4 protein-coding genes and 2 pseudogenes are annotated in these 8,832 nt (G+C 62.1%); 4 read left to right on the top strand and 2 right to left on the bottom strand.

Annotated features, from left to right (window positions below; genetic code table 11):
* Positions 1-1,189, top strand: a 1,189-nt coding sequence (locus tag P0D89_RS32815; RefSeq protein ID WP_408377738.1) for a YadA family autotransporter adhesin, incomplete at its 5' end; no start/stop codon positions are given.
* Here the strand turns inward: P0D89_RS32815 and P0D89_RS32810 are convergent.
* Positions 1,137-1,914, bottom strand: a pseudogene (locus P0D89_RS32810) (ISAs1 family transposase). The gene P0D89_RS32815 and the pseudogene P0D89_RS32810 overlap by 53 nt on opposite strands.
* 503 nt (positions 1,915-2,417) lie before the next feature.
* Between P0D89_RS32810 and P0D89_RS32805 the strand changes: the two are divergent.
* Positions 2,418-3,563 (top strand): branched-chain amino acid ABC transporter substrate-binding protein, encoded by a 1,146-nt coding sequence (locus tag P0D89_RS32805; RefSeq protein ID WP_408364030.1) that lies wholly within the window; start codon positions 2,418-2,420, stop codon positions 3,561-3,563.
* Between the two features lie 433 nt (positions 3,564-3,996).
* Positions 3,997-5,301 (top strand): annotated as a pseudogene (locus P0D89_RS32800) (gallate dioxygenase).
* A gap of 96 nt (positions 5,302-5,397) precedes the next feature.
* Here P0D89_RS32800 and P0D89_RS32795 read toward each other — a convergent pair.
* The gene (locus tag P0D89_RS32795) at positions 5,398-6,291 is read right to left on the bottom strand and encodes a tannase/feruloyl esterase family alpha/beta hydrolase (protein ID WP_408364032.1); all 894 of its coding nucleotides are present in this window, start codon (positions 6,289-6,291) and stop codon (positions 5,398-5,400) included.
* A 1,124-nt stretch (positions 6,292-7,415) separates the two neighbouring features.
* Between P0D89_RS32795 and P0D89_RS32790 the strand changes: the two genes are divergently transcribed.
* Positions 7,416-8,765: an MFS transporter gene (locus P0D89_RS32790; RefSeq protein ID WP_408364090.1), complete on the top strand. Its 1,350-nt coding sequence runs from the start codon at positions 7,416-7,418 to the stop codon at positions 8,763-8,765.
* The last annotated feature ends 67 nt before the right edge of the window (positions 8,766-8,832 follow it).

Below are 8,832 nucleotides of genomic sequence, written 5' to 3'. Positions count from 1 at the left end.
AGCTGGCGCGGTGAACGCCGCGAGCGTGGACGCGATCAACGGCAGCCAGCTGTATGGCGCCAGCAGCTCGGTGGCGGGCGCGCTGGGTGGCGGTTCGACGGTGAACGCGGACGGCACGATCAGCGCACCGAGCTACAGCGTGGGCGGCACGACGGTTCACAGCGTGGGTGATGCGGTCAGCAATCTTGACGGCCGCGTGACCCAGAACACGACGGACATCCAGGACGTGCAGACGCAGATCAGCAACGGTTCGATCGGTCTGGTTCAGCAGGATTCAGCCACGGGCAACATTACGGTGGGCGCGAGCACGGGTGGCCTGCTGGTGAACATGGCTGGCACGTCCGGCAATCGCGTGGTGACGGGCGTGGCCAATGGTATCTCGACCTACGACGCAGTGAACTTTGGCCAGCTGTCGGCGTTGCAGGACCAGGTGACGGATATCGGCAACCGGGTGTCGAACCAGGTGTCGAACCTAACGCCAGGAAGCCCGTACTTCAATGCAAACGATCTTCCGGGATCCACTGGTGCCGTGAACAATGCGGCAAACCCGGGTAGCGGTGTGGCAAGCACGGCGGCAGGTGCGGGTGCAGTTGCCTCGGGCAACTACGCCACGGTGATCGGTGCGGGTGCCAACGCAGCAGCGGACAACGCTGTGGCAGTCGGCGCCAATGCGGCGGCGACGGGCGTCAACTCGACGGCGATCGGTACGGGCTCGCAGGCGGCCAATACGAACTCGGTGGCATTGGGTCAGGGTTCGGTGACGGACCGCGACAACTCGGTGTCGGTGGGCTCGGCGGGTAACGAACGCCAGATCACCAATGTCGCAGCAGGTACGGCGGATACGGATGCAGTGAATGTCGGTCAGCTGAACAACTCGGTATCGCAAGGCGTGCAGCAGGCCAACGACTACACCGATCAGCGGTTCAATGCGACCAACCAGGCAATCAACGATGTCGCCAAAAACGCTTATGCCGGTATCGCAGCAGCAATGGCTATGCCGAACATGACGCCGTCCGGTCCTGGCCGTACGATCGTCGCCGCCGGTGGGGCCAGCTACAAGGGCGGCAGCGCTGCGGCAGTGGGTGCAACGTACCGCTCCCGGAACGGCAAATGGCTGGTGAACGGCGCCGTATCGGTCACGTCGACGGGCGACGCAGGCGTGCGTGCTCAGGTCGGGTACGAGTTCTGATAAAGAACCAGGACCCGCAAATCAGTAACCACGAAGTCTCAGGAGGGTAATGTTGCACGGTCTCGCCGGTCACGGCAGACTGTGCTTTTTTTTGGGCGTCCATCTCAATGCGTCCGTGGCCTTTCTCGATTGTACGGTGCTCGTTGATGAACACTCCCCAGTCAGCAAGCGGAACCCGCTCGATGGCCTCGATTGTCGTGCGGATGTGCGTGAGTAGCGAGGGCTGGTTGCCCTTGACTGCGAGCACATAGTCGGCCCCAGCCTTCACGATGCGCGCGGCGATCGCGCTCTGGCAGCCCATCGCATCGATGGTAACGATCGCGCCCTTGAGCAGCAAGGCGTCGAGCAGTTCAGGGATCGCCGTGATCTCATTACTCTTGTCGGCTGTGCGCACCTGCCCGAGCACGATGCCCAGCCCGCTGCCGTATGCCGACACGAGGTGCGCGCTGGCCGCGCCCATGCGAGCCACGCACGGTCTTGCCATCAATCGCCACCACATTCCCGGTCAGCGCTGGACACAGATGACCCATCCAGCGAATGAAGCATGCTTCGAACTGCTTCGGATTGAGCGCCGCGAACACCCGTCCGAATGTGTCGTGAGACGGGATACCCTGTTCCAGCGGAATGTAGCGGCGCAGCCCGTCGAGCTTTGTCTGGCCCCAAAGTTCAATACCGATCCAGCTGTCCGCACCCGAGAGAATCGCGCACCACGCCACCATCAGCATTTCCGTCAGGTCATGGGCCGGCGTGCGGCTGCGTGGGTCCTTCAGATCACCGAACGCCTCTTCAATACTCAGAACATCCTCGTGCATCGTTTCGCCGCCCAAAAGACGAAAGTAGGCGCCTTTCCCACCGAGTTAACAACCAGTTTCCGTAAGTGCCTGAATGTTAACGGCCCTTCATGCGATGCCCTGTCGAGATAATGCGAGATTTACAAATTTTGTCGATTGGCTGGCCAATGCGTGCTAGCGTCCAAGCCGCACTTTCACCGCGCCAGCACCGGTTTTTTCGCCATGAAGCATGGATCAATCAACGGCGGACGCCGTTGAAGCCTTTTGCTATTTCCAATTTTGCGTTATCGTCCTGCACCAAAATTCGGGGCGCCCGATGCATCCACTAGCCATTGCTGCAATTCATCTCGCGCAATAAGCACCCAATAAGCGCCCACGAATTCATCAGCTTCACGAGCATCACAGTCAGTTGATTGGAAACACAGAGGAGATTCTGCATGACGTTCAAGCTTCACAAACTGTTGCCGATCAGCGCAGCGGTCATTGCATTCGCAGGCATGGCGACCACGGCATGCGCCGATCAGGTCGTCAAGATCGGTCACGTCGGTCCGCTGACGGGCGGCTCGGCTCACCTCGGCAAGGACAATGAAAACGGCGCGCGCCTCGCGATCGAGGAAATCAACGCGAAGGGACTGACGATCAACGGCCAGAAGATCACACTGGTGCTCGACGCGCAGGACGACGCCGCCGATCCGCGCCAGGCCACCCAGGTTGCGCAGAAGCTGGTCGACGACAAGGTCGTCGCGGTGGTCGGCCATCTGAACTCGGGCGCATCGATTCCGGCGTCGAAGATCTATAGCGATGCGGGCATCGTGCAGATCTCGCCTTCGTCGACGAACCCGGCATATACGCTGCAAGGCTTCAAGACGACCTACCGGGTTGTGGCGACCGATGCGCAGCAAGGTCCGGCGCTCGCGAACTACGCCGCGAAGAATCTGAACGTGAAGAGCGTGGCAGTCGTCGACGACTCGACGGCCTACGGCCAGGGTCTCGCGAACGAGTTCGAAAAGACCGCCAAGGCGCTCGGCCTGAAGGTCATGTCGCACGACGCGACCAACGACAAGGCGGTCGATTTCCGCGCGATTCTCACGAAGATCAAGGGCGAGAATCCGGACGCGATCATGTACGGCGGCATGGATGCCACCGGCGGCCCGTTCGCGAAGCAGGCGCGCCAGCTCGGCCTGCGCGCGAAAGTGCTGTCGGGCGATGGTGTGTGCACGGAAAGCCTCGCGCAACTGGCTGGCGCGGCAGCCGGCAATGTCGTGTGCTCGCAGGCGGGCATGGCCGTCGAGCGGATGGACGGCGGCGCGCAATTCGCGGCGAAGTACACGAAGCGCTTCGGCCACCCTATCGAGTTCGACGCGCCGTTCACGTATGACGCGGTGTACATCGTCGTCGATGCGATGAAGCGCGCGAATTCGACCGAACCGTCGAAGGTTCTCGCGAAGATCGCGGGCACCGACTACAAGGGCGTGACCGGTCAGACGACGTTCGATGCGAAGGGCGACCTGCAGCACGGCGTGATCTCTCTGTACGACTACAAGGACGGCAAGAAGACGCTGGTCGACGTGATGAAGATGTAAGCGTGTAAGCGCTAGGCAGTACGGATGGACACGGGGCGGCGGAGCGTGGCTTTGTCGCCCTGTTTCGATTGGTGTTTTGGAAACCGTCATTGCGGCACGAGTCGAGATTCTTCTCTCGTTTCTGGGCGCGAGGCCGCTTTCGCGGCATGCGCCGGTCCCCACCCACAGCGCAAACTTTATGACCTCCGGACTCGCCTGCACATCGGACTGCCTGCGCAAAGGTGGCGATAGATCAATCCCCGCTCCATCCCCTGATGGCAAGATTGGCGATCAGCGTCGGGCAGAGCGCGGTCCCGCAAGCTGAGCATCACGCATAGCGATAGGGAGCTTCGGCGTTGCGCTGGCAGCCATGCCAATGTGATTCCCGTTTCGCCCGTTCCGATCCGTCGGCACACCGCGCCGCCGGATTTGCGACTCTTTGCAGGAGTACGGTATGGCACGCATCATCGGCGGCATCGCCGCCTCGCATACACCCACCATCGGTTTTGCGTTCGACAAGAACAAGCGCGACGATCCGGTCTGGGCGCCGATCTTCGAGAATTTCGCACCGCTGGCCGCGTGGCTCGCCGACAAGCGGCCCGATGTGATCGTCGCCATTTACAACGATCACATTACGTCGTTCTTCTTCGATCACTAGTCGGCGTTCGCGCTAGGCGTCGGCGCGCAATGGCCGGTTGCGGACGAGGGTGGCGGCGCGCGCGATCTGCCGCCGATCGACGGGCATCCCAGGCTGGCTGCGCATATTGGCAAGTCACTGATGACCGAGGAATTCTACATGTCCTTCTTTCAGGGCAAGACGCTCGATCACGGCTGTTTTTCGCCGCTGTCCATGTTGTGCCCGCACGAGCCCGAATGGCCGGTCAAGCTGGTGCCGCTCCAGATGGGCGTGCTGCAATTGCCGATGCCCAACGCGCGCAGATTCTATAAGCTGGGCCACGCGCTTAGACGCGCGATCGAAAGCTATCCCGAGGATCTGAAGGTCGCGATTCTCGCGACCGGCGGCCTCTCCCATCAGGTGCACGGCGAGCGTGCGGGCTTTAACAACGTCGAATGGGATCAGCGCTTTCTCGATTTCTTCGGGCGTGATCCCGAGCAACTGGCCGAGATGACGATTGCCGAATATGCCGCACTCGGCGGCTACGAAGGCGCGGAAGTCGTGATGTGGCTGACCATGCGCGGCGCGCTATCGGCCAATGTCGTTTGCAAGCACCGTAGCTACTACTTGCCGTCGATGGCGGGCATCGCGACCGCGATCTACGAAGGCGAAGAGGGCGCGGCGAACGCCGCGAGCGTCGAACGCCACCGGCAGCGGATGGCCGTTCAACTGGCGGGTGCCGAGAAGCTCGAAGGCACGTATCCGTTTTCGATCGAAGTGGCGGTGCGCGCGTTCCGGATCAACGAGTATTTGCACAAGCTGGTCGAGCCGGCTCATCGCGAGGCGTTCGTCCGCGATCCCGAGGCGAGCTTCGAGGCGGCCGGGTTGTCGGATGAAGAGCGCGATATGCTGCGTCGGCGCGATTGGCGCGGCCTGCTGCATTACGGCGTGATTTTCTTCATGCTGGAGAAGCTGGGCGCGGTGGTCGGCGTGTCGAACCTGCATATCTACGCCGCAATGCGCGGCGAAACGCTGGAGGCGTTCCAGCGCACGCGGAACGCGCCGGGCGCGTTGTATTCGGTGGCGGGTAAAACCGCAGGCAAGCTGGAGTGGGATGGCGCGGAGAAGGGAACGGCCGGCTAGATCAGCACGCCCGCTAACCACGCTTGATGAAGGAGGGGACGTAGCAGGCCGGCCCCGCTGGGCCGGCCCGGTTACAACATAGTTGAATAAGCCTGCTTACGGCGCCGCGACGCCCTGGGTCTTCGCGGTGTACGACTTGTAGAAGCTCGAACCGGCCCACGCAGGTGTCGACGCGGTGTACAGCGGTGCGCCTTGCGTGTAGTTCGCGCCGTCGTGCCAGTCACCGGAACCGCTGAACTTCGCTACCGCCGGATACGGGTACACGGGGCGAGTCGCCGTCACTGCGTTCGACGAATCGGTCTGGTACGTCATCACGGCGTTCGGAGCCTTCGCCTGCTCGAGCCAGCCGGTCATCTGCGACACCAGGTCGATGTTGGGGAAGCCCTCGCCGCCGCCGCAGTGGCCGACACCCGGCACGACATAGAGCCGTGCGAACTCGCTGACGTTCGACGCGCCCATCGTGCTTTGCATAGCGTCGTAGTATGCGATCGTGAAGAGTGGCGAGATGTGCTGGTCCGCCCATCCGTGCCACAGGATCAGCTTGCCGCCAGCCTTCTGGAACGTGGACAGGTCGGGGCTCGTCGCATCGTTCAGCGGGTGGTTTGCCTGCAGATAGGTCGGATAGAAGCTCGCGTCCTGATAGCCGAAGCTGTCGATGGTCGGCATGCTCGGCGAACCCGTGAAGATCAGGTTGTACGCACCGGTCACGATCGAGTAGCTGAACAGACCGGTGACAGGCACCGGCGTGTCCGTCGAGTTCGTGGTCGGCACTTCGACGCCGATCCAGTTGGCTTCCGAACCGTACTGCGGCGAGCCGGCCAGCATCCGCTCACCGGTCGTGGCATCCGTCGGGCCGCTGTAGATCTTGGTGGCGGTGGCGACTTCGGCTGCGGTCAGGCAGTTGCTGGTGCTCGTCGCGCTGCTTGCGCACTGGATCGTTGCCGGGTCGAAATGACAGGTGCGCGGATCGGCGAGCAGGCCATCGGGCACGCCAGTTTGACCACCACGAGCCTGTCGCTTCCCGATGATTCGCGATGCGATGACGCGCACCTGCCCCCGACGGTGATTGCCGTCGAATCGTCGTCTGCACGAAGGCGTTTCATGTCCGGAATTTTGACGTTAGTTAAGATATCTAACTTGTTTCGATTCGTGGCTGGGGAAATCTGGTAACCCTCTGATGTGCTGTCGCTCATTCTTGTTTTTTCTCTTCCTCTTCCTCAGTAGATGCATTGAACAACGCGAAAGATGTGCGGCCTCGACATGTGGCCGCGCTCGCTGAGTTTGGACGCGACGTTAGCCGGGCAGGGAAGGGCGCGAAATTGGGGGTTAACCACAATGATGCGGAGCCGGGCGGCCCAGCGACGTGCGAACGGCACCGTCACGGCTCGCTCAAAGCCGCGCGCAGGCCCGTGGCACAAGCACTTCGCGCGTCATTTCGGAATGTAGATCTCACGATCGCCGCTCGCCCGCACGACGACACGCAATAATTTTTTTAGATGGGGAAAGAGCTTGAAAGAGATTGAAATTGACAGCCCGGCTGGCAGGCTTTGTCGCGCTATAGCGCGGCGATGGAGCTGGCGTCCACTTTTCCGCTCGCATGCAGTTGCGGCTACGAAGCCGAAGCTTTCACGAGGGCAGGTTGTCGCAGCGAGTGGATGATGAAAATGCGCGATTGGCGGAGATCAACTGGCGCATGGGCGCTCGTATCTTGACGCGGGAAAAAAGCATCGGCTGAACTGTCCTTTCTATGCGACTTCGTTCGCGAGTCATCTGATCTGCTTATCGGGGTGCTCTTCCGCGCGGATTCGCCGGGGCCGCCAGCAAGGGCTCCAGGATTGCGCTAGAGCCTCAGCCAAAGGGCTTTTGAAGGGGCTTTCGCCGCTGCGGCGGCGCTATGCGGAACACTAAAAGCCCGGATACTTCCTCCACACATCTGGTTAACCCGCCCTATTGGAGCCGGAGGGCGAACCGCTACCTTCGGATCGGGTCATCTGGAAATGCTATACGAGGCACCACGACATGACGGGTAGCGCAATCAACGGGAGCGAAGCGAAGAGCTTGGACCGCGCGATAAGACCAATGAAGGAGACAGGAGAAATCTGATGACAAGTGGAATGACGAGCGGTAAGAGGATAGACATCAAGGCGTTCATCGACGAACGGCCGATCTCGCTCTATCAGTGGCTACTGGTGGCGCTGTGTTTTCTGATCGTGACGGTCGACGGCATGGACGTCGCCATCATGGGTTTTGTCGCGCCTTCCATCATTCACGACTGGGGGATTTCGCGGCCCGCGTTCGGGCTCGTGATGAGCGCCGCGCCGATCGGTCTGGTGATCGGCGCGCTGACGGCGGGGCCCGCATCGGACCGCATCGGCCGCAAGTGGGTGCTGATTACGTCGGTGTTTCTGTTCGGCGTGTTCACGATCGCGACTGCGTTCACGCAATCGCCGGCCGCCATGGCGCTGCTGCGACTGCTGACCGGAATCGGCCTCGGCGCCGCGATGCCGAACTCGACGACGCTGCTGTCCGAGTACGCACCGCAGCGCAAGCGCGCATTGCTGATCACCATCATGTTCACGGGCTTCAACCTCGGTTCGGCTTTGATCGGCTTTGCGGCCGGCTGGCTGATTCCGATTCATGGCTGGCGCTCGGTGCTGATTTTCGGCGGCGCGTTGCCGCTGGTGCTGATCCCGTTCCAGATCTGGCTGTTGCCGGAATCGGCCCGTTTGCTGGCAGTGCGCGGTGCGTCGTCCCAGCGTATCGGCGCGGTCCTCGGCCGGGTCTGTGGCGCGCGCTTTGCCGGCGACGAAGTGTTCGTCTCCAGTGAACCGCCGCTGCCGACGCGCAAGCCGATCGGCGTGCTGTTCTCGCAAGGCTACGGCTCGATGACTCTCGCGCTGTGGGTCACGTATTTCATGGGCCTGCTCGTCATCTACCTGCTGACCGGCTGGCTGCCCACGCTGATGAAGGATGCCGGGCTGACCGTCACCGCGGCCGCCAATATCACGGCGATCTTCCAGATCGGCGGAACGGTCGGCGCGGTTCTGGTCGGCTGGGTGATGGACAAGGTCCGCCCCGCGCCGGTGATCAGCGCGGCCTACCTGGGCGGCGGCCTTTGCGTGCTCGGATTGGGCTACATCGGTGCGTTGTCTTCGTCGCTGACCTTGCTGGTTTTTGCCGCGGGCTTCTGCATGAGCGGCGCACAGACCGGCCTGAACGCCTATGCGCCTGGCCGTTACCCGACGGTGGCGCGTGCCACGGGCGTGAGCTGGATGCTCGGCATGGGCCGCTTCGGCAGCATCTTCGGCTCGGCGATCGGCGGTGCGTTGCTCGGCTTCGGATGGCAGTTCGGCGCGATTCTCGCGATGCTTGCGATCCCCGCTACACTGGCTGCAATCGCTATCCTGGTGAGCCAGCGCGTGAGCGCCAGTGAGACTGCGGGCCGCCCGAACACTGCACATTAAGGCGTGCGCGGCGCGCGCGGATTTCGTCGCAGCGCGCCGCTCGTGGAATCAATTTTTCTGAGGAGAG

The sequence above is a fragment of the Paraburkholderia sp. RL18-085-BIA-A genome (genome assembly GCF_046027075.1).
GTDB lineage: Bacteria > Pseudomonadota > Gammaproteobacteria > Burkholderiales > Burkholderiaceae > Paraburkholderia.
This window is presented reverse-complemented; position numbering and strand designations above follow the sequence as displayed.

Coding starts and splice junctions, on each gene's coding strand:
- P0D89_RS32790 (WP_408364090.1), top strand. CDS start 7,416: ATGACGAGCGGTAAGAGGATAGACATCAAGGCGTTCATCGACGAACGG.
- P0D89_RS32805 (WP_408364030.1), top strand. CDS start 2,418: ATGACGTTCAAGCTTCACAAACTGTTGCCGATCAGCGCAGCGGTCATT.